The organism is Hydrogenophaga sp., from assembly GCF_965657535.1.
Lineage (GTDB): Bacteria > Pseudomonadota > Gammaproteobacteria > Burkholderiales > Burkholderiaceae_C > Hydrogenophaga.
The window spans coordinates 42842-68321 of the sequence record NZ_CBFHOP010000011.1 but is presented as its reverse complement, the minus strand read 5'-3'; the positions used below and the strand labels follow the sequence as shown (position 1 = coordinate 68321).

At 63.8% G+C, this 25480-nt stretch carries 25 protein-coding genes; 11 read left to right on the top strand and 14 right to left on the bottom strand.

Annotated features, from left to right (window positions below; genetic code table 11):
- Positions 1-452 precede the first annotated feature (452 nt).
- Positions 453-1271: an alpha/beta fold hydrolase gene (locus ACTG4K_RS17200; RefSeq protein ID WP_439115444.1), complete on the bottom strand. Its 819-nt coding sequence runs from the start codon at positions 1269-1271 to the stop codon at positions 453-455.
- A gap of 96 nt (positions 1272-1367) precedes the next feature.
- Between ACTG4K_RS17200 and ACTG4K_RS17195 the strand changes: the two genes are divergently transcribed.
- From ACTG4K_RS17195 to ntrC, 6 genes are all read left to right on the top strand, one after another.
- Positions 1368-2291, top strand: coding sequence for an EI24 domain-containing protein (locus ACTG4K_RS17195; protein WP_439115443.1), 924 nt, complete (start codon positions 1368-1370; stop codon positions 2289-2291).
- Complete coding sequence (locus tag ACTG4K_RS17190; RefSeq protein ID WP_439115442.1) at positions 2288-3127, top strand: competence/damage-inducible protein A; 840 nt, start codon at positions 2288-2290, stop codon at positions 3125-3127. The genes ACTG4K_RS17195 and ACTG4K_RS17190 overlap by 4 nt, the downstream gene beginning before the upstream one ends.
- A 261-nt stretch (positions 3128-3388) precedes the next feature.
- Positions 3389-4804, top strand: coding sequence for a type I glutamate--ammonia ligase (glnA, locus tag ACTG4K_RS17185; RefSeq protein WP_439115441.1), 1416 nt, complete (start codon positions 3389-3391; stop codon positions 4802-4804).
- Positions 4805-5046: 242 nt separating this feature from the next.
- Positions 5047-5607, top strand: a complete 561-nt coding sequence (locus ACTG4K_RS17180; protein ID WP_439115440.1) for a hypothetical protein — start codon at positions 5047-5049, stop codon at positions 5605-5607.
- A 53-nt stretch (positions 5608-5660) separates the two neighbouring features.
- On the top strand, positions 5661-6758 hold the full coding sequence (gene glnL / locus ACTG4K_RS17175; RefSeq protein ID WP_439115505.1) for a nitrogen regulation protein NR(II): 1098 nt from the start codon (positions 5661-5663) through the stop codon (positions 6756-6758).
- A gap of 44 nt (positions 6759-6802) precedes the next feature.
- Positions 6803-8365 carry a nitrogen regulation protein NR(I) gene (ntrC, locus tag ACTG4K_RS17170; protein WP_439115439.1) on the top strand — a complete coding sequence of 521 codons (1563 nt, stop codon included), beginning with the start codon at positions 6803-6805 and terminating at the stop codon, positions 8363-8365.
- A gap of 93 nt (positions 8366-8458) precedes the next feature.
- Here the strand turns inward: ntrC and ACTG4K_RS17165 are convergent, their stop codons facing one another.
- From ACTG4K_RS17165 to ACTG4K_RS17135, 7 genes are all read right to left on the bottom strand, one after another.
- Complete coding sequence (locus tag ACTG4K_RS17165) at positions 8459-9223, bottom strand: exodeoxyribonuclease III (protein WP_439115438.1); 765 nt, start codon at positions 9221-9223, stop codon at positions 8459-8461.
- Between the two features lie 14 nt (positions 9224-9237).
- A complete protein-coding gene (locus tag ACTG4K_RS17160) occupies positions 9238-9744 on the bottom strand; it encodes a dihydrofolate reductase (protein WP_439115437.1) in 507 nt (168 codons plus the stop codon).
- A gap of 4 nt (positions 9745-9748) precedes the next feature.
- On the bottom strand, positions 9749-10636 hold the full coding sequence (locus ACTG4K_RS17155) for a DMT family transporter (RefSeq protein ID WP_439115436.1): 888 nt from the start codon (positions 10634-10636) through the stop codon (positions 9749-9751).
- Complete coding sequence (locus ACTG4K_RS17150; protein ID WP_439115435.1) at positions 10633-11478, bottom strand: thymidylate synthase; 846 nt, start codon at positions 11476-11478, stop codon at positions 10633-10635. The genes ACTG4K_RS17155 and ACTG4K_RS17150 overlap by 4 nt, the downstream gene beginning before the upstream one ends.
- 86 nt (positions 11479-11564) lie before the next feature.
- The gene (locus tag ACTG4K_RS17145) at positions 11565-12509 is read right to left on the bottom strand and encodes a transglycosylase SLT domain-containing protein (RefSeq protein ID WP_439115434.1); all 945 of its coding nucleotides are present in this window, start codon (positions 12507-12509) and stop codon (positions 11565-11567) included.
- Entirely contained in the window at positions 12506-13927 is a 1422-nt protein-coding gene (locus ACTG4K_RS17140; RefSeq protein WP_439115433.1) for an FAD-binding oxidoreductase, read from the bottom strand. Before ACTG4K_RS17140 ends, ACTG4K_RS17145 begins: the two co-directional genes overlap by 4 nt.
- Positions 13924-14421 (bottom strand): DUF2069 domain-containing protein, encoded by a 498-nt coding sequence (locus ACTG4K_RS17135; protein WP_439115432.1) that lies wholly within the window; start codon positions 14419-14421, stop codon positions 13924-13926. Before ACTG4K_RS17135 ends, ACTG4K_RS17140 begins: the two co-directional genes overlap by 4 nt.
- 47 nt (positions 14422-14468) lie before the next feature.
- On the opposite strand from ACTG4K_RS17135, the gene ACTG4K_RS17130 reads away from it, so the two are divergent.
- Positions 14469-15764 (top strand): YihY family inner membrane protein, encoded by a 1296-nt coding sequence (locus ACTG4K_RS17130; RefSeq protein WP_439115431.1) that lies wholly within the window; start codon positions 14469-14471, stop codon positions 15762-15764.
- 21 nt (positions 15765-15785) lie between these two features.
- On the opposite strand, the gene ACTG4K_RS17125 is transcribed toward ACTG4K_RS17130, so the two are convergent.
- Positions 15786-17084, bottom strand: a complete 1299-nt coding sequence (locus ACTG4K_RS17125; RefSeq protein ID WP_439115430.1) for a cytochrome P450 — start codon at positions 17082-17084, stop codon at positions 15786-15788.
- A gap of 205 nt (positions 17085-17289) precedes the next feature.
- Between ACTG4K_RS17125 and ACTG4K_RS17120 the strand changes: the two genes are divergently transcribed.
- Complete coding sequence (locus tag ACTG4K_RS17120) at positions 17290-18381, top strand: Stealth CR1 domain-containing protein (RefSeq protein ID WP_439115429.1); 1092 nt, start codon at positions 17290-17292, stop codon at positions 18379-18381.
- 23 nt (positions 18382-18404) lie between these two features.
- Here ACTG4K_RS17120 and ACTG4K_RS17115 read toward each other — a convergent pair whose 3' ends face one another.
- The 3 genes from ACTG4K_RS17115 to ACTG4K_RS17105 are packed head-to-tail and all read right to left on the bottom strand — an operon-like array spanning position 18405 to position 20790.
- Entirely contained in the window at positions 18405-18665 is a 261-nt protein-coding gene (locus ACTG4K_RS17115; RefSeq protein ID WP_439115428.1) for a TIGR03643 family protein, read from the bottom strand.
- A complete protein-coding gene (locus ACTG4K_RS17110; RefSeq protein ID WP_439115427.1) occupies positions 18662-19480 on the bottom strand; it encodes an alpha/beta fold hydrolase in 819 nt (272 codons plus the stop codon). Before ACTG4K_RS17110 ends, ACTG4K_RS17115 begins: the two co-directional genes overlap by 4 nt.
- 2 nt (positions 19481-19482) lie before the next feature.
- On the bottom strand, positions 19483-20790 hold the full coding sequence (locus tag ACTG4K_RS17105) for an O-acetylhomoserine aminocarboxypropyltransferase (RefSeq protein WP_439115426.1): 1308 nt from the start codon (positions 20788-20790) through the stop codon (positions 19483-19485).
- Between the two features lie 129 nt (positions 20791-20919).
- On the opposite strand from ACTG4K_RS17105, the gene ACTG4K_RS17100 reads away from it, so the two are divergent.
- A complete protein-coding gene (locus ACTG4K_RS17100; protein ID WP_439115425.1) occupies positions 20920-21387 on the top strand; it encodes a CBS domain-containing protein in 468 nt (155 codons plus the stop codon).
- 167 nt (positions 21388-21554) lie between these two features.
- On the opposite strand, the gene ACTG4K_RS17095 is transcribed toward ACTG4K_RS17100, so the two are convergent.
- Entirely contained in the window at positions 21555-22769 is a 1215-nt protein-coding gene (locus tag ACTG4K_RS17095; protein WP_439115424.1) for a polyhydroxyalkanoate depolymerase, read from the bottom strand.
- Between the two features lie 135 nt (positions 22770-22904).
- On the opposite strand from ACTG4K_RS17095, the gene ACTG4K_RS17090 reads away from it, so the two are divergent.
- Complete coding sequence (locus ACTG4K_RS17090) at positions 22905-23561, top strand: glutathione S-transferase (RefSeq protein WP_439115423.1); 657 nt, start codon at positions 22905-22907, stop codon at positions 23559-23561.
- A gap of 140 nt (positions 23562-23701) precedes the next feature.
- On the opposite strand, the gene ACTG4K_RS17085 is transcribed toward ACTG4K_RS17090, so the two are convergent.
- Positions 23702-24130 carry a cupin domain-containing protein gene (locus ACTG4K_RS17085; RefSeq protein WP_439115422.1) on the bottom strand — a complete coding sequence of 143 codons (429 nt, stop codon included), beginning with the start codon at positions 24128-24130 and terminating at the stop codon, positions 23702-23704.
- Between the two features lie 176 nt (positions 24131-24306).
- Between ACTG4K_RS17085 and aroC the strand changes: the two genes are divergently transcribed.
- Positions 24307-25407 carry a chorismate synthase gene (gene aroC / locus ACTG4K_RS17080; RefSeq protein ID WP_439115421.1) on the top strand — a complete coding sequence of 367 codons (1101 nt, stop codon included), beginning with the start codon at positions 24307-24309 and terminating at the stop codon, positions 25405-25407.
- Positions 25408-25480: the final 73 nt, after the last annotated feature.

Genomic DNA, 25480 nt, shown 5'->3' with positions numbered 1-25480 from the left:
CGCGCTTCTGACCACTTTGCGTGAGCTTGTACCCGCCATTCCCGTGATTTCTTTCTGGTTTTCTCGCTGTTTGACGGTTGGCGGACGGCCTTTGGCGTCGCAATGGTGTGCTTTCTCAGTGCGCCTGGCCACCAATCTGCAAGCGGCTGGTAGCTGAATGGTCAGGGCCCCCCGTGCCTAGGAGCTTGCGGGCATTGCGCCATGCGGGAATGGACGGCGTGGTCGCGCGGGTTCGGTTGCAGCGCCGACTCAAACTGACCAGCGCCGCAGCCGAAGAAATGGCTCCCAGGAGCCTCATCGCCTGGCGCCGGGTGATCCGGCTGTGGTGCAGCGTTGTGGCCAGTTGCTGCTTGAGACCGGGGTGTGTGGACACGCCCCAACTTTTTCAAACTTTTAGCGGTCAGAGGTTGTGACCATGGCGGGGAAGGCACGCCTTCCCGTGCCTCTGGGCGTCAAGCGGTTTTGGCGAGCAACTGCACAACCGATTGCGTGAGTGCAACGGGCTGGTCGCGGTGTGGGCTATGACCGCAGTCGGGAAGGGCCTGCGTCAGCGCATGGGGGCAGTTGAGCGCAATGTCGCGCAGCTGCTGCAGCGTGCCGTATTCGTCGTCTTCGCCTTGCACGGCCAACAGCGGTGCCTGAATGTTCTGGCAGTTGGCGCGTACGTCAAAACGCCGAAACGCCTCGCTGAGCCAGACGTCGTTCCACTGCCAGAAGGCGTTGTCCACATCGGCGTGGTAGCGGGCCAGGCGCGCGCGCAAGCCACGTTCGGTGTCATCGCTCTCGAAAAGCTGGCGGGCCTGGGTAATTGAGCGAATCGCCACGTCTTCCACCATCACATGTGGCGCCAGGGCCACACAGGCACTCACCGGGTGGCAGCTGGCGTGCAGCAGCGCAATGCTGGCGCCATCTGAGTGCCCCACCAGCACGGGGCGCTGTACACCCAGCTGCTTGAGCAGCGCAGGCAGCACCACCCAGGCTTCCAGGTGCATGTAGTCGGGTTCGTGGCGCCCGATGTGCCAGGTGCCTTGCCAGCGCGGCGGGCCACGCACGTCGTCCACCGGGTCCGACTGGCCGTAGCCTCGGCGCGAATACACCCAGCCTGCGCGCCCGGTGGCTTGGCACAGCTCGGTGGGCCAATGGCGCCCGCGCTGGTGCCACATGGCAGCGCTGCCCAGACCTTCGTGCAGGAACACCAGCGGCGCACGGTCGGTGGGGCCGTTGATATGTGAAATTTCCAGTCGAACGCCCTCAATGATGATGTGGTTCATGTGTGTTTTCCTCTGGCAGTCAAGGCCGCCACGCAGACCATCCTGTCACCCTGCAGCGGTCCTCGCTGGCGGTTGAAAGCCTGTATTCTTGCAGCCATGAGCCTGTTGTTTGATTCCTTTTGGCGTGCAGTGGCCTATTGCATGCACCCCCGCGTGATCGCGCTGTCTTTCTTGCCGCTGATCCTCATGGTGGTCTTGTCGTTTGGGATGGGTTATTTTTTCTGGGAAGGCGCGGTGGCCTCGGTGGCGGCCTGGCTGGAAGCTTATGAGTTGGTACAGGCTTTTCTGGGCTGGCTGGAGCGCCTGGGCATGGGCTCGCTGCGCACCGTGTTTGCGCCTTTGCTGGTGCTGGTGCTGGCCACGCCCGTGATTGTGTTGCTGTGCCTGCTGCTGGTGGCCATGTTCATGACGCCCGCCATGGTGGAGCTGGTGGGGCAGCGGCGCTACCCCGCGCTGGAGCGCAAGCACGGCGGCTCGCTGCTGGTCAGCGTGTTGTGGTCGCTGGGTTCCACGCTGCTGGCGGTGGTGGTGCTGGTGGTGTCCATGCCGCTGTGGCTGGTGCCGCCCCTGGTGCTGATCCTGCCGCCCCTCATCTGGGGTTGGCTCACTTACCGGGTGTTTGCGTTTGACGCACTGGCCGTGCACGCCAGCAGCGAAGAGCGCAAGCAAATCCTGCGTGAAAATCGCAGCACCCTGCTGCTCATGGGGGTGCTCAGCGGTTATCTGGGCGCAGCGCCCAGCCTCTTGTGGGCATCGGGTGCCATGTTCATTGCGCTGGCGCCGCTGCTGGTGCCGGTGGCCATCTGGATCTACACCCTGGTGTTCGCTTTTGCTTCGCTCTGGTTTGCGCATTTTTCGCTTACTGCGTTGCAGCGTTTGCGGGCCGCCTCCGGCGTGGAGGTGCTCGACGCGGAGCCCGGTCCAGGTCCCGCCCCGCAGGAGCAACTTTTTGAAGACGCGCAACCACTGGCTGGCAGTACCCCCCATTTGCCACCACCCGACCGATCAGGTGCCCCTTGACCACTTTCCACAGAGCCTCCACTCCGCCCGCCTTTGGTCTGATCATCATTGGCGATGAAATCCTGTCCGGCAAAAGGGCCGACAAGCATTTGCCTAAAGTGATCGAACTGCTCACCGCGCGCGGCCTATCGCTGGCCTGGGTGCGCTGCGTGGGTGACGACCGCGATCGCATCACCGCAGCCCTGCAAGATGCATTTGCCAGTGCCGATGTGGTGTTTTCCTGCGGCGGCATTGGTGCCACGCCAGACGATCACACCCGCCAGTGCGCGGCAGCGGCGCTTGGGGTTGAACTGGCGCTGCATCCGCAGGCTAAAGACCTGATCGAGCAACGCATGCGCGACATTGCGACCGAGCAAGGGCAGACCTTCGACCCCAGCCGGCCCGACAACGTGCACCGTTACAACATGGGGGTGTTTCCGGTGGGTGCCCGCATCATTGAAAACCCCTACAACAATATCCCTGGGTTCAGTAGCGATGGCCCTGGCGGGGGCACGGTGCACTTCGTGCCGGGCTTTCCCGTCATGGCCTGGCCCATGGTGGAAGCCGTGCTCGACGGGCAATACCAGCACTGCCAGCGCCAAGGCGCGTGGCTCGAACGCTCGGTGGTGGTGATGGGTGCCATGGAAGCGGCGCTGACCCCGCTGATGGAGCGCCTCGAAGCGGTGCATGCGGTGAAGGTGTTCAGCCTGCCCAGCGTCGACCATCCCACCTATGGGAGGCACATCGAGCTGGGCGTCAAAGGCAGCCCAGAGGCCGTTGGTGTGGCTTTTGCCGACTTGCTGGCTGGGTTGCATGACTGTGGTGCGCAGCTGGGCCCCGAATTGGTGCGCCCTTAAATTGCACCGAATCGGTGCATTGTTTTGGGTTGCACCAATTAGGGGCGTCGAGAGTGGGCTCGGCGCACTGTGTGCGCCTCCTGGGCTGCCTAGGAGCCTGCGCGGCAGAAGCGCATTGGCCGCACCCCAGGCTGCGTGATAATCGCGGGTGTGATCGTGGGCAACCCAGCGGCTCCAGCGCCATACACAAGGCCTTGGCACACAATCTGCTTATCCACACCGTCCTTTTAATTTCCACTTACCCAGCTACAGGAGTATTTGATGGCCAAGACCGTCGCAGACGTGATGCAAATGGTGAAAGACAACGACGTCAAGTTTGTTGACTTCCGTTTCACCGATACCCGCGGCAAGCAGCACCACACCACGGTACCTGTTTCGCACTTTGACGAAGAGAAGTTCAGCTCCGGTCACGCCTTTGACGGCTCTTCGATCGCTGGCTGGAAGGGTATTGAAGCCTCGGACATGCAGCTGGTGCCGGACCCCAGCACGGCCAACATCGACCCGTTCTTCGAAGAAACCACGCTGATCATGACCTGCGACGTGATCGAGCCAGCTGACGGCAAGGCCTACGAGCGCGATCCACGTTCCATCGCCAAGCGCGCCGAGGCTTACCTCAAGTCGTCTGGCCTGGGCGACACGGCGTTCTTCGGACCCGAGCCTGAGTTTTTCATTTTCGACGGCGTGCGCTGGAGCACCGAACCCGGCCACAGCTTCTACGAAATCGAAGAGTACGAAGCACCCTGGAACACCGGTTCAAAGCTCGAAGGCGGCAACCGCGGCCACCGTCCCACCACCAAGGGCGGTTACTTCCCCGTGCCTCCGGTCGACAGCACGCAAGACATGCGCGCCGAGATGTCCCTGATCCTCGAATCGCTGGGCATTCCGGTTGAAGTGTTCCACCACGAAGTGGCGGGCGCTGGCCAAAATGAAATTGGTACCCGTTTCAGCACGCTGGTGGAGCGCGCCGACTGGACCATTCTGCAAAAGTACGTGGTGCACAACGTGGCCAACGCCTACGGCAAAACCGCCACCTTCATGCCCAAGCCTTACGCTGGCGACAACGGCAGCGGTATGCACGTGCACCAGTCGGTGTGGAAAGACGGCAAGAACCTGTTTGCTGGTGACGGCTACGCCGGTCTGTCTGACTTCGCGCTGTACTACATCGGCGGCATCATCAAGCACGCCCGTGCCTTGAACGCCATCACCAACCCCGGTACCAACAGCTACCGCCGTCTGGTGCCGCATTTCGAAGCGCCTGTGAAACTGGCTTACTCGGCCAAGAACCGCTCGGCTTCGATCCGCATTCCTTACGTGGCCAACCCCAAGGGCCGTCGCGTGGAAGCGCGCTTCCCCGATCCACTGATGAACCCTTACCTGGGTTTTGCAGCGTTGTTGATGGCCGGTCTGGACGGCGTGGAAAACAAGATCCACCCCGGCGAAGCTGCCACCAAAGACCTGTACCACCTGCCGCCGGAGGAAGACAAGCTGGTGCCTACCGTGTGCCACAGCCTCGACCAGGCGCTGGAATGCCTGAACCAGGATCGCGCGTTCCTGACCAAAGGTGGCGTGTTCACCGACGCTATGCTGGATGCCTACATCGACCTCAAGTCGGTGGAAGTCAATCGCAGCCGTGTTGAAGTGTCGCCTGTCGAATACGACATGTACTTCAGTCTGTGAGCGTGGGCCCGGCCTTCGCCGGGACCGCATCACCGCCTAACAATGCATTTGCTGCGTTGTGGGTCAAATACAAAAGGGACGGCACTTGCCGTCCCTTTTTCATGCGGCACGCCCAATTGGCCCCAGGGTTGCGCCACTCAGGGCACTTTTCAGGGTGTTTTCGGTCATACTGAAACGCGATGCGCGCTTCGGTGCGCGCCTGATTCAAGCAACGTGCACCTGGAGCTTTCTTGTTGTTCACCATGAAACCGACCCCTGCTATTCAGTGGCTGGCTGCCAGTGCAGCCACCTTGTGCCTTGTGCAAGCCCAGGCGCAAGAGCGCATTTACCGTTGCGGCAACGAATACACCAACAATGCCGAGGTGGCCAAGAGCCGGGGTTGCACCTTGATGGAGGGAGGCAACATCACCATCGTGCAGGGCACCACACCGCAACGCAGCACCGAAACCCGACCGCCCACTGCGTCCAGTACCCCGCGCAGCACAACCTCCACGGCACCCACCCGTACGAGCACCGAACGGGTGGACTCGGCCGCCCAACGGGCCCGCGACAGCGATGCCCGCGCCATTCTGGAAGCCGAGTTGCGCAAGGCTGAAGATCAGCTGGCGCAGGCGCAGAAGGCGTACGCCAATGGTGAGCCCGAGAAGCAGGGCATTGAGTCGCGCAATTACCAGCGCTATCTGGACCGCGTGGCCGAGCTCAAAGCCGCCGTGGCTCGCGCGCAGAGCGATGTGGACGGCATCCGCCGCGAGCTCGGCCGGCTCAGCGGTGGCGCAAACACCGGTGGTTCTGCCGCAAAATAGGCATCTTGAAAAAGACCATCCCCCCCACCCCACCCCAGCTCGCTTCTTCTTCGATACCCGCAACGGCGCTCGGCCCGCCAAGCCAGTCCGCTGTGCCGGCGTCGCAGCGTTTTCAGTCGCTGGACCTGCTGGCCACCTTGGTGGCGGTGGTGGCCTCAGACGGCTGCGTGCTGTACGCCAATGCAGCGCTGGAAGACGCGCTGGGCATGTCGCGCCGCAGCATCACGGGTGCGCGCCTGCAAGACTGTTTTACCGACCCCTTGCTGCTGCAAAACGCCCTGACCGGTGCGAGGGGCAACGAATTTGCGGCGCTGCGCTACGACGCTTGGCTCAAGCGCCTGGCCCACGACCCATTGCCGGTGCATGTGGTCGTGGCGCAGACCGAGGTGTCGGGCGAGGTCATTGTGGAGCTGCTGCCTCTAGAGCAGCAGACCCGGCAAGAGCGGGAAGAGCGCCTGATCGATCAGGCGCAGGCCAACAAAGAGTTGATTCGCAACCTGGCGCACGAGATCAAGAACCCGTTGGGTGGCATACGTGGCGCTGCGCAGTTGCTGCAGATGGAGCTGGAGTCCAAGGAACTGATCGAGTACACCCAGGTCATCATCCACGAGGCCGACCGGCTGCAGTCTCTGGTGGACCGTCTGCTCGCACCGCACCGGCGTCCTCATGTGGTGGGCGACGTGAACATTCACGAGGTATGCGAGCGGGTGCGCTCGCTCATCCTGGCCGAGTTTCCCAAAGGGCTGCGTGTGGTGCGCGATTACGACACCTCGATTCCCGAGTTCCGTGGCGACCGCGAGCAGCTCATCCAGGCCGTTCTTAACATCGCGCACAACGCGGCGCAGGCGCTCTCGGTCAGTATCGCCGCCGGCGAAGGCCAGATCATTTTCAAGACCCGTGTGGGTCGACAAGTGACGTTTGGTAAACAACGCTATCGGCTGGCACTGGAATTGCATGTGATCGACAACGGGCCTGGTGTTCCAGACTCGATCAAAGACCGCATTTTTTACCCGTTGGTGTCGGGACGCGATGGCGGTTCGGGACTGGGACTCACGCTGGCGCAAACCTTTGTCCAGCAGCACCATGGTCTGATCGAGTGTGAGAGCGTGCCAGGCCACACGGACTTCAAACTGTTGATTCCGTTGCCTTGAAACCAACAACCACACGCCTCGCCTGACGAAGGGAACACATAGACATGAAGCCGATCTGGATAGTGGATGACGACCAATCGATACGCTTCGTGCTGGAAAAAGCCCTGCTGCGCGAAAACCTGCCCACCCGCAGTTTCACCAACCCGCAAGATGTGCTCATGGCATTGGCCGACACCCCCGAGATGGAGGGGCCGCAGATTCTGGTGAGCGACATCCGCATGCCCGGTGGCTCCGGTCTGGACTTGCTGGAGAAGGTCAAAGAAAAGCTGCCAGGCCTGCCGGTGATCATCATGACCGCATTCTCTGACCTCGACAGTGCGGTGTCGGCCTTCCAGGGCGGCGCGTTCGAATACCTGCCCAAGCCGTTTGACCTGCCCAAGGCGGTGGAGCTGATCCGCCGGGCGGTCGAAGAAAGCCAGCGCGAAGAGGTGGCCGAAGAGCGCATGAGCGCAGCCCCTGAAATGCTGGGCCAGGCGCCCGCCATGCAGGATGTGTTTCGTGCCATCGGCCGGCTCAGCCAGAGCCAGGTCACGGTGCTCATCACGGGAGAGTCAGGTTCTGGCAAAGAGCTGGTGGCGCGTGCGTTGCACAAGCATTCGCCGCGCGCAGCCGGGCCGTTCGTGGCGATCAACACCGCGGCCATTCCCAAAGACCTGCTGGAGTCCGAGCTGTTTGGCCACGAGCGTGGCGCCTTCACCGGTGCGCAGACCATGCGCCGAGGGCGTTTTGAACAGGCCGACGGTGGCACGTTGTTTCTGGACGAAATTGGCGACATGCCATTTGATCTGCAGACGAGGCTGCTGCGCGTGCTGTCTGACGGGCACTTCTATCGCGTGGGCGGACACAGCGCCGTGAAGGCCCAGGTGCGCGTGATTGCCGCCACCCACCAAAATCTGGAGCAGCGCGTCAAAGAAGGTGTGTTTAGAGAGGACTTGTTTCACCGCCTGAATGTCATTCGCCTGCGCCTGCCCGCGCTGCGCGAGCGGCGCGAAGACATTCCCATGCTCACACGCTTCTTTCTGCAGCAAAGCGCCAAGCAGCTCGGCGTGGAGCCCAAGCGCATTTCCGAAGCGGCTTTGCGCTTGCTGGGTACGTTTGACTTCCCGGGCAACGTGCGCCAGCTGGAAAATGTGTGCCACTGGCTCACCGTGATGGCGCCGGCGCAAGTCATTGAACTCAAAGACCTGCCGCCCGAGGTGTTGGCCATGTCGGCTGTTGACGCTGGCACGGTCGGTCTACCCGCCGTACAGGCCGCGCCGGCCTGGACAGAGCCCGAAGCCGTGGCCCTGGCATTTGCACCGCCAGCACTCGCCACCACGGTACCACCGGCCCCCAACGAGCCGACGCCGGCTGCTGCGGGGTTGGCGGTGGTACCCCCGTTGGACACTGCGGCGGCGGCTTGGGAAACGGGCTTGCAGGCCGAAGCCCTTGCTTTGCTGGAGGAGGGCCGTTCCGATGTGTGGGACGTGTTGACCCGCCGCTTCGAGACGCGGCTCATTCAGACCGCACTGGTCAACACCCGTGGACGCCGTATTGAAGCCGCTCAGAAGCTGGGTATTGGCCGAAACACCATCACCCGGAAGATTCAGGAGTTGAACCTGGAGTAGCGGGCTTTCCCCGCGCCGCTCCACGTCACCCCCAATCGGCAACACCTGTGGCCTGGCTGAGCCAGTTCCACGGCGTTCTGAGCGGTTACCCTGCTATTCGAGTGTCAGCACCACAGGTGCGTGGTCGCTGGGACGCTCGTTCTTGCGGGGCAGTTTGTCCACGGCACAGGCAGCGGCGCGGGCCTTCAGCGCTTCGCTGATCAGAATGTGGTCGATCCGCAGGCCGCGGTTGCGTCGAAAAGCAAACTCACGGTAGTCCCACCAGCTGTAGTTTTTCTCGGGCTGCGGAAACAGGCGCACCGCGTCTGTGAGGCCCAGGCCAATCAGGGCCTGCAGGTGTGTGCGCTCTTCGGTGGTGCAGTGAATCGCCTCGCGCATGCCTTCAGGGTCCCAAACATCCGCGTCGTCAAACGTGATGTTGTAGTCACCCATCAGCACCAGTTGCGGGTGGGCAGCCATCTCGGCGCGCACCCACTCGCGCAGGGCATCCAGCCAGTGCATTTTGTAGGCAAACTTGTCGCTGCCCGGCGCCTGGCCGTTGGGAAAATAGGCGCCGATCACGCGCACGCCGTCAAAGGTGGCGCACAGCACGCGCGACTGCTCGTCTTCAAAACCCGGGATGTTCTTGATCACATCTTGCGCTGGCAGTTTGCTGATCAACGCCACACCGTTGTACGTTTTCTGTCCAAACCACTGCGCCTGGTAACCGGCGTCGGCAAAGGCTTGTGTGGGAAATTTGTCGTCGGTGAGCTTGAGCTCCTGCAGCGCCAGCACATCCACCGGGTGTGCGGCTAGCCAGTCGAGCACCTGGGGCAGGCGCACGTTGAGTGAATTGATGTTCCAGGTGGCGAGTTGCATGGGTTCGTGTGGGTTCAGTCGTGTCGGGTGTAGGTGACGAAGGCAAACGGCAATCCGCTGGCCGAGACATGCGGTTCGCGGGACTGCTCGCGCCAGGTGGCATCGAGGGTCGGCGCCAGCGCATCGCCGTCAAAAATCTGGTCAATTTCCGTCACCACCACGCTATGCGCCAAGGGCAAGGCTTGCGCGTAAATTTGCGCGCCGCCGATCACCCAGACATCGCTACCAGGTGGGCACAGCGCCTGTGCTGCGTCGATGGACGCGGCGTGCAGCGCGCCGACTGCTTGCCATGCAGGGTCGCGGGACACCACGATATTGAGCCGGCCAGGCAATGGGCGGAATTTGGGCGGCAGCGAATCCCAGGTTTTGCGCCCCATGATCACAGTGCAGCCCAGTGTGGTGCGCTTGAAATGCGCCAGGTCTTCGGGCAGGTGCCAGGGCAGGGTGTTGTCTTTGCCGATCACGCCGTTGGCGGCGCGGGCATAAATGAGGTGCAGGCGGGGGGGGGGGGCGGCGGTCATGACCTTATTGTGCCGCCCGCTGGCGGGGTGGCAGCAGCACGCTGGCAATGGCTACCATCACAAAGCCCATGGCCAGCCAGTCTTGCCAGTGCGGCACCTCACCCACGATCAGGGTGGCGCTCAGTGTACCCACCAGCGGGATCGCCATGACGCTCATCGCGCTGGTGGCTGGGGGCAGGTTGCGCGCCATGCCAAACCAGATCAGTTGGGCGAAGCCGTAGTTGATGACCACGCCGTATGCCAGGCTCAGCCACATGGGCAGTGAAAAGCCGCTGGGTTGGGGCAGAGGCTCCAGCGACAAAGCCAGCACCCACACCACCGCGCTGCCCAGCAGCAGCATCCAGACCGTGACCACCAGGGGTGAGAGCGTGAGGTGGGCGCGGCGAAACATGAGCGTGCCCAGCGCCCACGAAACCGCTGCCCCCAGCATCCAGGCGATGCCGGCGGGCCGCCCAGTGAGGCTCAACAACTCATGCCACAGCAGCAGCGCAATGGCCACGCTGACGCTGATCACAGCCAGTCGCACGCGCGGTGTGATGCGTTCGCCAAAGAAGGCTGCGCCCAGCAGCACGGTGAAGATGGGCATAGTGAAGCCCAAAATGGCTGCGCGGCCCGAGGCCAGTTCTTGCACGCCGAAAATGGACAGCGTGTGCCAGCCCAACACATTGGGCAGGCCCAGCCAGGCGATGGCTTTCCATTCGCGGCCTACCGGCCACATGCGCTCGCCTTTGGCCGCCACGTACACAAACAGCCAGGCTGCCCCCAGCAGCATGGTGCTGGCGCGGAAATACAGCGGTGAAAGCTCTTGCAACGAGAGCTTCATCATGGGCCAGTTGACGCCCCACATGAGCGTGAGGGCGAGCAGCGCCCAGAGTTGGCGGCGGGAAATCAAACCGCCACCGGTGCCTTGATGGCCGGGTGGTGCTCGTAGCCGAGCACCTCGAAGTCTTCGTACGTGTAATCAAAAATCGAGTCGGGCCGGCGCTTGATGTGGAGCGTCGGGTAAGCGAATGGTTCCCGGCTCAGCTGCAGCGCCACCTGTTCCTGGTGGTTGCTGTAAATGTGGCAGTCGCCGCCGGTCCAGATGAAGTCGCCCACGTCCAGGTCGCACTGCTGGGCCACCATGTGGGTGAGCAGCGCGTAGCTGGCGATGTTGAAAGGCACACCGAGAAAAATGTCGGCGCTGCGCTGGTAGAGCTGGCAGCTGAGCTTGCCGCGCTCGCCTGGCTCGGTGGCCGGGGCCACGTAGAACTGGAAGAACGCGTGGCAGGGCATGAGTGCCATCTGGTTCAGCTCGGCCACGTTCCATGCGCTCACGATGATGCGGCGCGAATCGGGGTTGGTCTTGAGGGTCTGGATGACGTCGGCAATCTGGTCGATGTGGCCACCGTCGGGCGTGGGCCAGCTGCGCCATTGCACGCCGTACACCGGGCCCAGACTGCCGTCGGCGCGGGCCCATTCGTCCCAGATGGTGCAGCCGCGTTCTTGCAGCCACTTCACGTTGCTGTCGCCCCGCAGAAACCACAGCAATTCCACGATGATGGCTTTCAGAAACACCTTTTTGGTGGTCACCAGCGGGAAACCTTCGTTCAGGTCAAAGCGCATCTGGTGGCCAAAAACGCTCTTGGTGCCGGTGCCGGTGCGGTCGCCTTTGTTTACGCCTTGGGTAAACACCTGGCGCATGAAATCTTCGTATTGGGAGCGAACGGGACGCGGTGGGGTGCGGTCGGTCATGGGGGCTTGCTGGCAGGTCGGACGAGGCACCGATTGTGACGCAGCCTGACTTCTTTCGCCCGGCCGTGGGCTGAGGCAGCGGTGTATCAGAGCCTTGGCGGCAAAGGCGGCCTGCTCAGCATGGGTGATGGGGCTGTGATGCGCGGGTCAAACGGGTGCTCAGGCAGGTTGAACACCTCCTGGATACGCCGCAGGTAAGCCTGGGTTTCTTTGAAGGGCGGCACACCGCCGTAGCGGTTGACCGCGCCTTCCCCTGCGTTGTAAGCGGCCACGGCCAGCGGCACATCGCCTTTGAAGTAGGCCAGCAGCCAGCGCAGATAGGCCAGGCCGCCGCGGATGTTTTGTTCGGGGTCCAGAGGCTGGTGCACGTTGAAGCGGGCGGCGGTTTCAGGGATCAGTTGCATGAGGCCCTGGGCGCTTTTATCGGAAACGGTCTGCGGGTCGAAGTTGGATTCGGCGCGGATCACGGCAAACGCCAGGCCGGGGTGGATGCCGTACTGGGGTGCAAGCCGCCGCACGATGGCCATGATGTGTTTCTGGCTGGGCGTGAGCACCCATTGTTCAAACTTGCCCGACTGGCGCTGTGCTTCGACCAAGGCGGCGGCTGCCTTGGCGTCGGCTTGTGCCTGGGCCAAGCGTTCCTGCTCCACGGCTTCGGCTGCCAACACGCAGGGCGGCTTGGCTGTGTGCGGGCCGACCTGATTCAGCATGCGCTGCGAAGGCCCGTCGCCCAGGCTGGCGGCTTGCTGGAAAAAATAGGCTGCATAAGCGTCGTTGCGCTCGGTGCCACGGCCGTTGGCGTATATCCAGCCCAGGCTGTAGCGGGCTTCGGCGTCGCCGGCCATCGCTGCCTTGCAATACAGGGCCATGGCGGTGTCGATGTCGCGAACCACCCCTTCGCCGTGTTCGTAGGCGCGGGCCTGTTCGCGCCACAGGCCGGCGTCTTGCGGCCGTCCGTGAGCGGGCTGGGCGGCTGTGAGCAACACGGCCCAGCAGCTCAGCAGCCGTTTCACGAAGGGCGAAGTTTTCACATGAGCACGCGTCCGGGGTTCATGATCCGTTGGGGGTCCAGCGCTTGTTTGATGGCGCCCATCAGGCCCAGGGCCACCGCGTCTTTGTAGTGTGGCAGCTTGGCGGCCTTGAGGCTGCCAACGCCGTGTTCGGCGCTGATGGAACCATGGTAGCGCGCCACGGCGTCAAAAACCAGTGTGTTGACACGTTCCTCCATCGTCTCAAGGAACGCCCTTGGATCGCCATCGGCGGGCGCCTGCACGTTGTAGTGCAGGTTGCCGTCGCCCAGGTGGCCAAAGTTGACCAGCCGAACACCCGGAATCTCGCGCTGCAGCAGGGCGTCGGTTTCGGCGCAAAAGGCCGGAATGCGTGACACCGGGATGCTGATGTCGTGCTTGATGTTCAGACCCTCTTCAGACTGGGCCAGGGGAATGCTTTCGCGGATGTGCCAGAGCTGGTGGGCTTGGCCCAGACTTTCGGCCACCACGGCGTCGGTCACCACACCTTCTTCCAGTGCGGCTTCCAGCAGCCGTTCAAACTGCGCACGGGCGTGGGCTTCGGACTCGCTGTCGCTGTTTTCCAGCAGCACACAGTAGGGCGTGGTGTCCCACAGGGGCACCCGCAGTTGTTTGAAATGGCGGTCCACCAGGCTCAGCGCAAACTGTCCCATGACCTCAAAACCGGTGAGCCCCGCGCCCAGGTGCTGGTGCGCCAGGCCGAGCAGGGCCACGGCGGCGTCCAGGCTGGGCACGGCCGCCCAGGCGGTGAGTTGGGCCGCCGGCAGGGGGTAGAGCTTCATGGTGGCTGCGGTGATGACGCCCAGCGTGCCTTCGCTGCCGATGTACAGGTTGCGCAGGTCGTAGCCGGTGTTGTCTTTTCGCAGGCCGCTCAACCCGTGCCACACCTCGCCCTGTGCAGTCACCACTTCCAGACCGAGGCATAGGTCGCGGGTGTTGCCGTAGCGCACCACCTGGGTGCCACCGGCGTTGGTGCCCAGGTTGCCGCCGATGGTGCAGCTGCCTTCGGCCGCCAGGCTCAGCGGAAACAAGAAACCGGCTTTTTCGGCGGTTTCCTGCAAGCTTTGCAAAATGCAGCCCGCCTCCACCGTCATGGTGAGGTTGGCGGTGTCAATGTCGCGCACCGCGTTCATGCGCGACAGGCTGAGTACCACCTGGGTACCGCTGCCGTCGGGCACAGAGCCCACCACCAGGCCCGTGTTGCCGCCCTGCGGCACGATGCTGGTGCCCGCCGCCGCGCAGGCCCGCACCACCGCAGCCACCTCGGCGGTGTTGCCGGGGCGCACCACCGCTAGGGCCCGGCCCTGGCTGCGTTTGCGCCAGTCTTGTTCCCAGGCGCTCAGGTCGGTGGCGGGTTCTTCGTGGGTGAGGACATGGGCTGCGCCCACCGCGTCGCGCAAGGTGTTGATCAGGGCATTCATGCTTGTGCGGGCGGCTGGGGCGCCACCGGATCGGCTGCAGCGTTGGTTTCGGCAGCGTGGCGGGCTTTGTCGGCGGCCACGGCTTCGGTGCCCGCCGCGCGCAAGCGAACGCGCACGTGCAGTGCGCAGGCTACGAACAGCGTGACGCACAGCAGCACCTGCATGCTGGCCAGGCCGGCTGACAGGCCCGTGTCGCTCCAGGCCCTCACCACGCCTTCGGTGAAGTACAGCCACACCAGCAAGCTCACCCAGCGGTAGGTGTACATGCGGTTTTTCAGCAGGCCGGCCAGTGGCAGCGCCAGCGGCAGCACCTTGATGGCCCACCAGGAGCCGCCCGGGCGCAGCGGCGCCAGCCAGAGTTCCCAGGCCAGCCCGAGCACGATCAAGCCGAGCACGCTGCCCACGGCCAGCCAGCGGGTGCCATTGACAACGGGTGAAGCGCCCTGGCTGGCGGGGTTGGCGGGTGAAGCGGTGTGGGTTGAAATGTCGGTCATGGCAGGTGCGGATGGGACCCAAGATAGGCAGCTGGCATGATACCGGGATGACCTTGAACGACCGCCTGCGGGCGATGGAGACCTTCCTGCGGACTCTGTGGCGCGACGCGCTGAAGTTTCCCTGGCAGAACACCGCCCTGACACTGCGCGAGCGCTTCCGCGAAGACCGCCTGGGCATTACCGCCAGCAGCCTGACCTTCACTACCACCATTTCGCTCGTTCCCCTCTTCACGGTGGCACTGGCGGTGTTCAGCGCATTCCCCATGTTTGCGCGGCTGCAAGACACGCTGCAGCGCTGGCTGATCCAGAGCCTGGTGCCTGAAAATATTGCCAAACAGGTGTTGAGTTACCTGAATGAATTCGCGGGCAAGGCGGGTCAGATAGGGTGGGCCGGTGCCCTGGTGCTGCTGGTGACGGCGCTGGCCCTGATCCTCACCATCGACCGCAAACTCAACGACATCTGGCGCGTGCGCCAGTCGCGTTCGCTCACGCAGCGCGTGCTGGTGTACTGGGCCCTGCTCACGCTGGGGCCTCTGCTGCTGGCGGGCAGCCTCACGGTCACTTCGTACGCGCTCACGGTTTCGCGTGGTGTGGTGTCCAACCTGCCGGGTGGCGTTCGCTTTCTGCTCGAATCGGTGCAGCTGGCGCTGGTGACCGGGGGCATCGCCGCGCTGTACCGCTACGTGCCCAACACCCAAGTGCGCTGGACCCACGCCTTGCTGGGCGGTTTGTTTGTGGCCACTGGCCTGGAGCTGGCCAAAAAAGTGCTGGCCTGGTACTTGGCGCAGGTGCCCACCTATTCGGTGGTGTACGGCACCTTTGCCACGGTGCCGATCTTGCTGGTGTGGATTTATGTGGCCTGGGTGATTGTGCTACTGGGTGCTGTGGTGGCGGCCTATTTGCCCAGCCTGTTGTCGGGCATCGCGCGGCGCGGCGACCAGCCGGGTTGGAACTTTCAGCTCGCGCTGGAGGTGCTGGAGCAACTGCACCGGGTACGCGACGATGCACAGCGAGGCATGAGCCTGGAGACGCTGGCCCAGGTGTTGCGGGTGGAAGCCCTGCAGCTGGAAGCGCCGGTGGCAGCGCTGGTCACCCTGGATTGGCTGGGCCGCCTGGACGAGGATGGCGAGCGCTATGTGCTGCTGATCGATCCGGCCCAGACCGCGCTGGCCCCGCTGGTGGAGCGCCTGCTGATTGCCCGCCAGGCCAGCACCGCACGCTTTTGGCACGAGAGCCGGTGTGCCCAGCTCACCGTGGCGCAGGCGTTGGCCGAGCCGCCTGCCGTCGCAACCAGCGAGGCCGGTGCGGTGGATGTGGTGGGGCCTTCGGTGGCGTCGGGCTGAAGCCTGCCCTGCGGGCCCCGGCTAGTCCACGCTGAACGGTGCATCCAAAAACCCCCGGAACCGGGCCCGCCCACCCCGCACCGGCGCCTGCGTCAGCCGGTAATGGGGGAAACGCTGCAAAAAATGGCCGATGGCAATGCGGCCTTCCAGCCGCGCCAGGCTCAACCCCGCGCACTGGTGAATGCCAAAGCCAAACGCCAGGTGTTTGTTGGGCTCGCGGGCGAGGTCCAGCGTTTCGGGCGATGAAAACTGCGCCGGGTCGCGGTTGGCTGCGCCAATGCACAGGGTGACCAGCGCGCCCGCAGGCAGTTCAACGCCCCCCACCGTGGTTGCGGTGAGCGCGCGGCGGTTGCCCAGTTGGTTGGACGACTCGAAGCGCAAAAACTCGTCCACAGCCCGCGTCAGCACAGCCTCTTGCGCTGCAGCATCGTTTTGGGTGTGTTGCAGCGCCTGCAGCAGCTGTGTGCGGGCAGCCGGGTGTTCTTGCAGCACCAGCAGCCCGTTGCCAATGAGGTTGGTGGTGGTTTCGTGCCCAGCGTTCAGCAGAAAAATGCAGTTTTGTAGCAGCTCTACTTCGCTGAGCTGTTCGCCGCCGGCTTCGCCTTGAATCAGCCGGGTCAGCACGTCGCGCTCGGGGTCGCCGGGTTGCCGGCGGCGCGCCGCCACCAGGGTGCGCAGGTAGTCCAGCATGTCGGTCACGCTCTGGTTGCCCAGCGCCTGCTGCTCGGGCGACACGACCGGCTCCAGCGCACCCAGAATGGCGAGAGACCAGGCCCGCAGCGGCCCCCGGTCCGGGTGCGGTACGCCCAGCAGGTTGCCAATGATGTCCACCGGAATGGCCGAGGCAAAGTCTTCGATCAGGTCGCCACCGCCTTGCGCCGCCATGCGGTCCAGCAGGCTGTCCACCAGCCGAACCAGGCCAGGTTCCATGTCGGCAATGGCTCGGCGGGTGAGGGCGCCCATGAGAGGCAAGCGTACGCGGGTGTGCAGCGGCGGGTCGTTGAAAACCAGGCTGGTGGTGTGGTGCTCAAACAGTGGCGAGCCCGCGCCGTATTTGGGTGCAAATTCCACGTGTTTGTCCGAACTGAAGGTGGCAGCGTCGCGGTACACAGCCACCAGGTCGGCGTAACGGGTCAGAAAATACGAGTCGTCGGGCATGCGCCGAACCGGCTCGGTTTCGCGCAACACGGCGTACACCGGGTAGGGGTTGGCCAGAAAATCGGCGGGCAGGGCGCGCAGGTCAAAGGTGGCGGCAATGGCCTGGGCGCGTTCCGACGTCATGGCGGGCGTGATGGCTTGGGCGACGATGGGCTTGGTCATGGCGCCATTCTGGCAGCGCCGGCCGTTTTGGTTGGGCTCCTGTTGTCACCATCGGACCATGCAGATAACCCGTGACCCTGCTCCTGTAGCCAAACCACCGTACCATTTGCGCCCGGTTGCACGGGCCGCTGTGCCTGGCTGGGGTTTGTCCAGGCCGGTTGCTTTCGTCTTCACACCTATTTTTTTGTTTCGCTGCTTTCCTGCTATGTCTCTCCCAGTTGCCGAGCCCATCGACATCGTCTACCTCTGGGTGGACGGCAACGATCCTGTCTGGCGGGCCAAGCGGCAGCGGGCCGCGCTGGGCATGGACGCAGCCCAAACAGAGGCGCTGGCGCCTTTTGGGAATGTGGAAGGGCGCTTTCGGGACAACGACGAACTGCGTTACAGCCTGCGTGCACTGGAGCGCTTCTTCCCGGGCCACGGCCATGTGTACCTGCTGACCGATGAACAAACGCCGCCCTGGCTGCGCGATTCCAGCCGCCTCACCGTGGTGAGCCACCGCGATCTGCTGCCCGCTGACCGCTTGCCCACGTTCGATTCCGGCAACATCGAGTCCTACATCCACCGCATTCCTGGGCTGTCTGAGCGCTATTTTTATCTCAACGACGACGTGTTTTTTGGCGCCCCGGTTCGGCTCGATCATTGGTTTTGGCCCGGCGGTTTTTATACCGCCTGGTCGGACGACCCGGACGTGCGGGAGGGCCCCATGCGGCCAGATGACAACTCGCTGGAAAATGCCAGCCGCTTGTCGGACCAGTGGCTGAACGGGCTGGCGTCGCTCACCGAAGCCGCCTACTGCCACACGCCCCGCACCTTTGCGCACGCGCCGCGGCCGATGTTGAAGTCGCTGCTGTTTCAGCTGGAAGACGAGGCGCCCGAACTGTTCGAGCGGGTACGTTCTGGCGTGTTTCGCACCTGGGACAACCCGACCCTGGTTTCCGACTTTGTGCTGCGCTGGGCGCTGGCGCACGGCGTGGCCAAGATTCGGGACTACGCCCATCTCTACGTGGCCACGGGCGATCCCGATCAGGCGGGACAGCTGGCGGCGTTGGTGAAAGCCCGTGGACAGCTGGACTTTTTCTGCGTCAACGACACCACCGACGACGCACACGCTCACGACCCACGTTTGGCCCAGGTCAGAGCCACGTTGCAGAGCCTGTTTCCACAGGCTTCGCAATTTGAAAACCAGAGCCTGGGCGTGGTGCACGCCTCGCACAAAGGCACACAGCACACCCGGGCACATGCGTCGCGCCAGGCGGATATGCCGGGTCAGCGCGCTCGCCGTTCCGGGCCCTGATCAGCCGGCCGATGCAACTGGTTTCAAGCCTGCCGTGTGTGGCTGGCCCGGTGCCGTGAGGCGCCCGGCGGGCGCAGGCTGGCGTGTTTGGTGGCACGGCCCGCCATGCGCTCGCGCCACATCTTGAAGGAGCGCAGCTTCAGTTCGCGACGCATCAGCGCCACCACAGCCGGCTCGTTGAGCCCAAACTGCCGCTCGATGGCTTCAAACGGCGTGCGGTCTTCCCACGCCATTTCGATCACACGGGACACATCGGCGGCGCTCAGCGGTGCGTGCGTGCTCATGGAGCCAAGAAGTCGCGAATCGCCGCCAGGGTGGCGTCGGGCGCTTCCGTCATCTGGTGGTGGCCCACGGGCAGGTGCGCCACCTGCACCCGCTGGCCGCTGGCCTGGGCGGCCGCGATCAGGGTTTTTGCGGCCTTGGGTGGCGTCATCTGGTCTTGCGCGCCCAGCAAAAACAGCACCGGGCAGGCCACGGAGGCCATGGCGGCTTCGCCATGGCTGTAGCTGTCGCACGCCACGAAACCGCGGTGAAACACGTTCACCGTGGGGTTGCTGGCCAGCACGCGGCGGCCCAGCGCCATGCCGGCGCCAAACACCCAGGTGCCCGGCCCCAGCGCCGAAGGCGGTGCGGACAGCGTGCTGCGCGAAAACACGTTCACCATGGTCAGCGCTTTCATGGGCTCGTTCAGCGAAGCCTCAATGAGCGCGGCCGACACCTTCATGGGGTAGGCCGTGCCCACCAGCACCAGATGGCTCACGCGCTCCTGCAGGCGGGCTGCGGCTTCCAGCGCAATGAGTGAGCCCCAGCTGTGCCCCACCAGCGCGGCCTTTTGCACGCCCGCGGCGTCGAGCAGCGCGCCGATGAAGTCTGCCGCGGCTTCCACCGAATCGGGGGCGACACCCGCGCTCTTGCAGTGGCCTGGCAGATCCACTGCCAGCACGTTAAAGCCGTGGTGGGCCATGTAGCGGCTTTGCAGAATCCAGACGCTGTGGTCGTTCAGCACGCCGTGGATGAAGACGATGGTGGGTTTGGCGGCATCGAAGGCCTTGCCGCCGGTGTAGCAGTAGGTTTTTGCGCCTTGAACGTCGAAGTACATCTTCAGGCTCCTGCTTTTTCTGCCGCTTTCAGCGCGCGCTTCAAATCGTCGATCAGGTCGTCCGCGTCTTCCAGCCCGATGGACAGGCGGATGGTGCCAGGGCCAATACCGGCGCCGGCCAGTGCTTCGTCGGTCATGCGGAAATGGGTGGTGCTGGCCGGGTGGATCACCAGCGAGCGGCAGTCGCCCACGTTGGCCAGGTGGCTGAAAATTTTCAGCGCTTCAATGAAGGCCTTGCCCTGTTCGCGGCTGCCCCGGATGTCGAAGCTGAACACCGAGCCCGCGCCCTTGGCGCCAAAGCGCAGCAGCTTTTCGGCCAGGGCGTGGCTGGGGTGGCTTTCCAGCAGCGGGTGGCCCACGCGGCTCACCAGCGGGTGTTTGGCCAGAAACTGCACCACACGCTCGGTGTTGGCCATGTGGCGGTCCATGCGCAGCGACAGGGTTTCAATACCCTGCAGAATCAGCCACGCGCTGTGCGGTGACAGGCATGCACCAAAGTCGCGCAGGCCTTCGCGGCGCGCCCGCAGCAAGAAGGCGCCCACGGTGCTTTCTTCGCTGAAGGTCATGCCGTGGAAGCCGTCGTAGGGTTCGGTCAACCCGGGGAAGCGGCCCGACTTCTCCCAGTCGAAACTTCCGCCGTCCACCACCACACCGCCAATCACCGTGCCGTGGCCGCTCAGAAACTTGGTGGCCGAGTGGTAGACCAGATCGGCACCCAGCTCAAAGGGCTTGATCAGGTAGGGCGTGGTCAGCGTGCTGTCCACCAGCAGCGGCACGCCTGCCTCGTGCGCAATTTGCGCCACGGTGGGAATGTCCAGCACGTCCAGCCCCGGGTTGCCCACGGTTTCGCCAAAGAAGAGCTTGGTGTTGGGCCGCACGGCCGCGCGCCAGCCGTCGATGTCGCCGGGTTTCACAAAGGTGGTTTCAATGCCGAAGCGGCGCAGCGTGTAGTGCAGCAGGTTCTGGCTACCGCCATACAGCGCGGTGCTGGCCACGATGTGGGCGCCAGCGCCCATGAGCGTGGCCACGCTCAGGTGCAGCGCAGCCTGGCCGCTGGCCACCGAGATGGCGCCAATGCCGCCTTCCAGCGCTGCCATGCGCTGCTCGAAAACAGCATTGGTGGGGTTGCTGATGCGGCTGTAGACGTGGCCGGCCCGCTCCAGGTTGAACAGGGCGGCGGCGTGGTCGCTCGACTCGAACACAAACGACGTGGTGAGGTGGATGGGTACGGCGCGTGCGCCGGTGGCGTCGGGCGTGGCACCGGCGTGCAACGCCAAGGTGTCAAAGCCAGGGTCGGAATAACCGGACATGCAGGGTCTCCAGAGTTGACGCGCCACACCCGAAACCGGTTGTGCGCAGTGGTTTTACCGTTTATTGTGGGCTATATTCCGACTCACAACAGCCCAGCTGGAGACAGCAAAACCCCGAGGAGAACAGCCATGAAAGTCAGTGACATCCTGCGCGTCAAGGGCGGAACGCTCTACACCTGCCAACCCGAAGAATCGCTGGACCGCGCGGTGCAAACCATGTCGGAATACGACATCGGTTCGCTGGCCGTGATGGACCGCGGTGAGCTGGTGGGCATGCTGACCTTTCGCGAGGTGATTCATACGCTGGCCAAAAATGGCGGTGCGCTTAACGGCAAGACGGTGAGCACCGTGATGGACGACCACCCCATGAGTTGCACGCCCCAGACCGAACTGGACGAAGTGCGCCCCATGATGCTGGAGCGGCACACCCGCTATATGCCCGTGATGGACGACCGCATGCTCATGGGCGTGATCAGTTTCTACGACGTGGCCAAGGCGGTGGTGGACAGCCAGAATTTTGAGAACAAGATGCTTAAGGCCTACATTCGTGACTGGCCACAAGACGAGGGCGCTGCTCCCGCAGAAGCCGCCAAGTAAACCACCCGACGCCAAGAAAAACGCCCCGCACGCCGGGGCGTTTTGCATTGAAGCGGCGTTTGAGTGAGGTAACTCCAATCTGGAAACACCGCAGAACCGGCTTGCCGGGAGGCAGGTGTGGCCCCCAGCAGGGGGGTGACGCGCGCAGCGCGGCGCGGGGGGGCGCCTCAACCCATGCTATGGATCATGTCCCGCACCCGGGGATAAATCTGCTGGTTCCAGCGCCGCCCGCTGAACACACCGTAGTGGCCCACGCCGGTCTGCACGTGGTGCGTTTTCATGTAAGGGCGCACGCTGGTGCACAGGTCTTGGGCGGCCACCGTCTGGCCCACGGCGCAAATGTCGTCCCGCTCGCCCTCCACCGTCATGAGCGCCGTGCGGCGGATCGCGGCGGTGTTGACCGTGCGGCCCTTGTACTGCAACACGCCACGCGGCAGGTCGTAGGTCTGGAACACCTTTTCCACCGTTTCCAGATAGAACTCAGCCGGCAAATCGTTCACCGCCAGGTATTCCTCGTAAAAATCCTGGATCGCACCAGCTTCCTCCAGCCGGCCGTGTTCCAGGTGGTCGTAGATGTGCCGAAACGACTGCTTGTGCCGCTCCGGGTTCATGCTGATGAAGGCCGAGAGCTGCACAAAGCCTGGGTATACGCGTCGCATGAACCCGGCGTGTGGCAGGGGCACATGGCTGATGAGGTTTTTCTCAAACCACTCGATGGGTTTGCTCACCGCCAGCCGGTTCACTTCGGTGGGGTTGACACGGCAGTCCACCGGGCCGGCCATCAGCGTCAGGCTTCGCGGCTGGGCCGGGTTGTCGTCTTCGGCCATGATGGCCGTGGCGGCGAGCGCGGCCACACACGGCTGGCACACCGCCACCATGTGGCAGCCTTCGCCCACCGCTTCGGTGAACGCGATCATGTAACTGATGTAGTCGTCCAGGCTGAACCCGCCGTGCAGCAGCGACACATCGCGCGCGTTGTGCCAGTCGGTGATGAACACCTCGTGGTCTTGCAGCAGCGTGCGCGCGGTTTCGCGCAGAAGGGTGGCGAAGTGGCCTGAAAGTGGCGCCACCAGCAGCACCTTGGGTTGGGGCGGCAGGTCGGTGTCGGTTTTGCGAAAGCGCAGCAGGGTGCCAAACGGCAGCGTGAGTACGGTTTCTTCCACCACCGGGACGTCTCGGCCTTCCACTGCGGCCGACTGGATGTTGTAAGGCGGACGCGAATGGGTGAGCCGCAGGCGCGACAACACATCGCAGGCCGCTGCCACCTTGCGCACCAGCGTGCGTTCGGTTTGCTCAAACCACAGCGACGCGCTGAGGTGCTGGGCTCCCAGACGCAGCGGGGAGGCCAGGTCGGACTGGAGTTGGTAGGCCTGGTACAGCATGTCGGTCTTTCCTGTGGGTGTGCGGCGTTGTAGGCAAGTAACGGGCCAGCGAGGGCCGCACCCCGCTGGTGCAGCTGCCGGGCACGGATGTGGCACAGGGATTGCTCCTGGCACTGCTCCTACAGGAGCATGTTCATGGCCAAAGCGGTACTCACGATCAGCAGCAAAAACTACGGTGCCTGGGCTTTGCGCGGCTGGCTCATGGCCAAACTGGCCAGGCTGGAGTTCACCGAGCACACCATTTCGCCCGACGACCCGGCCATGAAGGCTGAGATGCTGCTGCTGTCGGCTTCCATGCGCGTGCCCTCGCTCGACCACGACGGCGTGCACGTGTGGGACACGCTGGCCATTGGCGAATACCTCAACGAGATCAAGCCCAAGGCTGGGCTGTTGCCGGCCGACCGTGCTGCCCGTGCCCACTGCCGAGCCATTTGCGGCGAGATGCATTCGGGCTTCAGCGCCATGCGTTCGTCGTTGCCCATGAACATCAAGGCCCACTTTCCGGGCTTCAAACTCTGGTCGCGGGCGCAGACCGACATTGACCGAATCGAGATCATCTGGCGGGAATGCTTCGCCAAGTACGGCGGCCCGTACCTGTTTGGCGCCAGGCCCTGCATGGCCGATGCCATGTTTGCGCCGGTGGTCACGCGCTTCATCACCTACGACGTGCCGCTGGACGAAGTCTGTGTGACTTATTGCGACACGGTCATGGCGCTCCCGGCCATGCAGGAATGGGTAGCGGCTGCGCAAGCCGAGCCCGACGAAATTGACGAACTCGACGCCGAGTTTTGACCCACCCCCGAGATGGATTGGGCCCACCCCCGCCGCGCTGCGCGCGACCCCCTCAAGGGGGCAACGCTGGCGGCCCGGCAAAGCCGGTTCCGAGGCGTTCTGGGTGAAGGCAGCTCGCTCCGGCGGCTGCCTTTTGACTTTCAGGGTTCGTTCCAGGGCGTCGGCGCCGGGATCTCGCACACCGGCTCGACCGGAACCGACTTGAAATCGGCCGGTGAAACGATCTCCAGGTACTCCATGTCGGGCGAGTAGTCGAACAGGTAGTGGCGAATACCCGGGCGCTGGTGCACCACGTCACCAGCTTCCACCAGCGTCACCTGGTCTTCGTACATGAACTTGGCCCAGCCTTTGGTCATGATCACGATTTGAAAGTCGGCCTCGTGGATGTGCCAGCCGGTGCCGCCGTCGGGCGGCAGGTTGGCCTTCACCAGGTGCGCAACCACCTTGCCGTGGGTGGCTTCGGCCACGCCCAGATCGCGGTAGAGAAAAAAGTCGCGCAAGCCGCCGCGCACAAATTCGGTTTCGCCGGGTTTGACGTGGGAAAACAGGGTGGTGGTTCGGTCCAGCATGGGGCGCTCCTTGTGGGCGGTATGCAAGCAAATTGTTGCAATGCAGCACAAAGCATGAAGCGTTCCATTGCCCTTTTGTTCTGGGCGGGTGGGGTCGTGCACCGAAAAGCACGCAACCGCGCACCACATCGGGCCGCCGGGCACCACGCCGGCCCTCTGGGATAATCCCACCCACTATGAGCGGCAACACCTTCGGCACCCTGTTTTGCGTCACCAACTTTGGTGAATCCCACGGCCCGGCCATTGGCTGCGTGATCGATGGCTGTCCGCCCGGCATGGCCCTGGCTGAGGCGGACATCCAGACCGATCTGGACCGCCGCCGCCCGGGCACCAGCAAGTTCGTGACCCAGCGCAACGAACCCGATGCGGTAGAAATTTTGAGCGGCGTGTACGAGGGGCGCACCACTGGCACGCCCATTGCCCTGCTGATCCGCAACACCGACCAGCGCAGCAAGGACTACGGCAACATCCTGCAGACCTTTCGTCCTGGCCATGCCGACTACACCTATTGGCAAAAGTTTGGTATCCGCGACCCGCGCGGTGGTGGCCGCAGTTCGGCCCGCCTGACCGCGCCCACCGTGGCCGCCGGCGCTGTGGCCAAGAAGTGGCTGAAAGAGAAATACGGCACCACCTTCCACGCCTGCATGACGCAAGTTGGCGACGTGGCCATTGGCTTCGAGAGCTGGGACCATGTGCCCAACAACCCGTTTTTCGCACCAGTGGCCGATGTGTCGGCGCTGGAAGACTTCATGAACGCGCTGCGAAAGAGCGGCGACTCGTGTGGCGCGCGCTTGCGGGTGGTGGCCAAAAACATGCCGGTGGGCCTGGGCCAGCCGCTGTACGACAAGCTGGACGCTGACATCGCTTACGCCATGATGGGCCTCAACGCTGTGAAGGGCGTTGAAATTGGCGCGGGTTTTGCCAGCGTCGCGCAGCGTGGCAGCACGCATGGCGACGCGCTCACGCCCGAAGGTTTTGTGGGCAACAAAGCCGGTGGCGTGCTCGGCGGCATCAGCACCGGGCAAGACCTGGACGTGTCCATTGCCATCAAACCCACCAGCTCCATTCTGATTCCGCGCGACAGCATCGACGTGGATGGACAGCCACTGGAAGTCATCACCAAAGGCCGGCACGACCCGTGCGTGGGCATTCGCGCCGCGCCCATCATGGAGGCGCTGCTGGCACTGGTGGTGATGGACCACGCGCTGCGTCACCGCGCGCAGTGTGGTGACGTGCAGGTGAACACGCCCGACATCGCCGCCGCTTCGCGCAGTTGATTTCAAGTCTTTCGTGCAACCGTCACTCCCTTTCGCTCTGAGCCTGCCCAAGGGCTCGCGAGGGTTCCGACAG

Coding starts and splice junctions, on each gene's coding strand:
- ACTG4K_RS17200 (WP_439115444.1), bottom strand. CDS start 1,271: ATGAACCACATCATCATTGAGGGCGTTCGACTGGAAATTTCACATATC.
- ACTG4K_RS17195 (WP_439115443.1), top strand. CDS start 1,368: ATGAGCCTGTTGTTTGATTCCTTTTGGCGTGCAGTGGCCTATTGCATG.
- glnA (WP_439115441.1), top strand. CDS start 3,389: ATGGCCAAGACCGTCGCAGACGTGATGCAAATGGTGAAAGACAACGAC.
- ACTG4K_RS17180 (WP_439115440.1), top strand. CDS start 5,047: ATGAAACCGACCCCTGCTATTCAGTGGCTGGCTGCCAGTGCAGCCACC.
- ntrC (WP_439115439.1), top strand. CDS start 6,803: ATGAAGCCGATCTGGATAGTGGATGACGACCAATCGATACGCTTCGTG.
- ACTG4K_RS17165 (WP_439115438.1), bottom strand. CDS start 9,223: ATGCAACTCGCCACCTGGAACATCAATTCACTCAACGTGCGCCTGCCC.
- ACTG4K_RS17160 (WP_439115437.1), bottom strand. CDS start 9,744: ATGACCGCCGCCCCCCCCCCCCGCCTGCACCTCATTTATGCCCGCGCC.
- ACTG4K_RS17150 (WP_439115435.1), bottom strand. CDS start 11,478: ATGACCGACCGCACCCCACCGCGTCCCGTTCGCTCCCAATACGAAGAT.
- ACTG4K_RS17140 (WP_439115433.1), bottom strand. CDS start 13,927: ATGAATGCCCTGATCAACACCTTGCGCGACGCGGTGGGCGCAGCCCAT.
- ACTG4K_RS17135 (WP_439115432.1), bottom strand. CDS start 14,421: ATGACCGACATTTCAACCCACACCGCTTCACCCGCCAACCCCGCCAGC.
- ACTG4K_RS17130 (WP_439115431.1), top strand. CDS start 14,469: ATGACCTTGAACGACCGCCTGCGGGCGATGGAGACCTTCCTGCGGACT.
- ACTG4K_RS17125 (WP_439115430.1), bottom strand. CDS start 17,084: ATGACCAAGCCCATCGTCGCCCAAGCCATCACGCCCGCCATGACGTCG.
- ACTG4K_RS17120 (WP_439115429.1), top strand. CDS start 17,290: ATGTCTCTCCCAGTTGCCGAGCCCATCGACATCGTCTACCTCTGGGTG.
- ACTG4K_RS17115 (WP_439115428.1), bottom strand. CDS start 18,665: ATGAGCACGCACGCACCGCTGAGCGCCGCCGATGTGTCCCGTGTGATC.
- ACTG4K_RS17110 (WP_439115427.1), bottom strand. CDS start 19,480: ATGTACTTCGACGTTCAAGGCGCAAAAACCTACTGCTACACCGGCGGC.
- ACTG4K_RS17105 (WP_439115426.1), bottom strand. CDS start 20,790: ATGTCCGGTTATTCCGACCCTGGCTTTGACACCTTGGCGTTGCACGCC.
- ACTG4K_RS17100 (WP_439115425.1), top strand. CDS start 20,920: ATGAAAGTCAGTGACATCCTGCGCGTCAAGGGCGGAACGCTCTACACC.
- ACTG4K_RS17095 (WP_439115424.1), bottom strand. CDS start 22,769: ATGCTGTACCAGGCCTACCAACTCCAGTCCGACCTGGCCTCCCCGCTG.
- ACTG4K_RS17090 (WP_439115423.1), top strand. CDS start 22,905: ATGGCCAAAGCGGTACTCACGATCAGCAGCAAAAACTACGGTGCCTGG.
- ACTG4K_RS17085 (WP_439115422.1), bottom strand. CDS start 24,130: ATGCTGGACCGAACCACCACCCTGTTTTCCCACGTCAAACCCGGCGAA.
- aroC (WP_439115421.1), top strand. CDS start 24,307: ATGAGCGGCAACACCTTCGGCACCCTGTTTTGCGTCACCAACTTTGGT.